We start from the raw sequence: 1,813 nt of genomic DNA, 5'->3' as shown, positions 1-1,813 counted from the left end.
CCTGGGCTGGTTCTGGACTTCGCTCTCAGCAATACTGTTACCTCTTGCAACCCCGACCCGGCAACAACGTCCTGCTCTCCCGGAATGATTCATCCGGGCCTCTTCGGTAGCCCGGCCATCCCATAGGGACCCGCGGCTTTGCGTCGCCGGATTGCTCCGGTTTTGCCTTTATCGGAGGTTGATTCGTTTCACATGCCTTAGCTCTGACTCCCCGGATGGCGGCCCCGTGACTAACATCTCTCCACTGCCGCCATTATTGCTTAATATTAATTAGAGATATTGACGTATACCAAAATGATGAGAACTACCTGGCACTGATTGCCCCGTGAGCTACCCGCTCCTCCATCATCGTGCCAAAAGGCGGCAAGGGCAGACTCAAGGAAGCGTGTCACAATAACAAATCCCTGAGTAAATAAAAAGTAATTTTAGAGTTTTTAGTAGGGATAAGTCATTAAAAGTTTGGCAGAAGCACCGGTCCGGGAGATGTATCCGTCACGTCATTTGACGGGATTCTTTCCTTGGGCGGGAGGACAGGAACTGACGCCGCCGGCCGCATGATGGATGAATCATCGGGAAGACGCCCCCCGGAAGACTGGAAAGGTCGACATATCTAATTGAAGTTAAAGCGATTTTCTGCGGAGACTTTTGTGGAAGCAGTCGTGTGTAGTGGTGGGAAAAGGGTACGGGAGAGTGGTTATTTCGGAAGGAGAGGGACGCCGCAGTATCTCTAAGAGATATTCAATTAGAGAGAGGCGGCCTGCTCGGGGACCGGGAGCGGTGCGGGGGCCACCGGTCCGAAGCCGCCGACGGCGAAAGAGAACCTGGCCGAGATGTGGTAGGTTCCCTTGGGGGTCGCGCTGTCGCCGCCGTCCATGACGATGGCGGCGAACGAGCCTGAGAGGGGGTCACCGGTTTTGCTGCCGAAGGAGTCGAAGGTAATGGTACCCCCCACCGTCTGCAGCAGCGTGGAGTCGTGGCCGTTGAAGAAGTAAAGGGTGCCGGGGAAGGAGGGTGCGCCGGATGTCGAAGACCCCAGGGAGTATAGCCGTCCCGCTGTGACAGCCCCCGGCGTCGCGATGTCGAGGCGCGACACGGTCTTGAAATCGGGATCGGTCATGCTGGAGGCGACGGCTGCGCGCAGCACCATCCCCAGCGAGGAATTGGTGGCGGAGAGGTACGTGGCTTGCTCCATGCCGTAATCGTCGCCGGTGAAGGTGAAGAAGGTGGCGGGTTGGCCGGGCTGGGCCGCCGAGTAGGTCGAGGTCGCGTTGGGGAGCGCGCGAGTTCCCTCTGCGCCCCCGATCCCCCCTCCGCATCCGGCGAGGAGCATCGCCAGCACGACCCCAGCGCACCACCTCATAACACCAAGCGTCGCGCTACCCGCGCTCTCTGTCCTCGGCATCTCCATGTCATCGCCCCCTGTCTCGATCGAACGGCTCTTTCCTTTCACGCGAGGTGCCGGCATAACCCGTCACACCAGCATCATTGCAAGCGGCTAATCGCCCGATCTTTTTCATGAAGAACTGGCAGCTGATCTGAAACGGGCGATCAAGATTCCCTCGTTCACTCCCTGCACAGCCCCTCGGGATGCAGGTTCTCCTCATGGGGAATTGTATCGCAGATCATTATGAGGCGCTAACGCGGACCGGGCGGCGAGAGCGGCCCTGCTGACGCCGGCATGGGAATCGGATAAAGGTCCTGCCACGGTCGACGAGGCCGGGACAGGGGAAGAAAAACGTTGTCTTCGCCCGGTGGAAGTGATAAAAACTTCCGTTTAGGAAAATTGCGGGGTTGTCCATGGGCTACAGGGATT

At 58.4% G+C, this 1,813-nt stretch carries 1 protein-coding gene and 1 riboswitch; the gene reads right to left on the bottom strand.

Annotated features, from left to right (window positions below; all coding sequences use genetic code 11):
* Nucleotides 1–102: 102 nt before the first annotated feature.
* Nucleotides 103–177: riboswitch (cyclic di-GMP riboswitch) on the bottom strand.
* A 565-nt stretch (nt 178–742) separates the two neighbouring features.
* The gene (locus AC11W3_RS19925; RefSeq protein WP_484090659.1) at nt 743–1,408 is read right to left on the bottom strand and encodes a hypothetical protein; all 666 of its coding nucleotides are present in this window, start codon (nt 1,406–1,408) and stop codon (nt 743–745) included.
* Nucleotides 1,409–1,813: the final 405 nt, after the last annotated feature.

Source organism: Geomonas sp. (assembly GCF_056994735.1).
This window is presented reverse-complemented; position numbering and strand designations above follow the sequence as displayed.

Excerpts from the sequence above, each read along its gene's own strand:
- AC11W3_RS19925 (WP_484090659.1), bottom strand. The coding sequence starts at position 1,408 with ATGGAGATGCCGAGGACAGAGAGCGCGGGTAGCGCGACGCTTGGTGTT.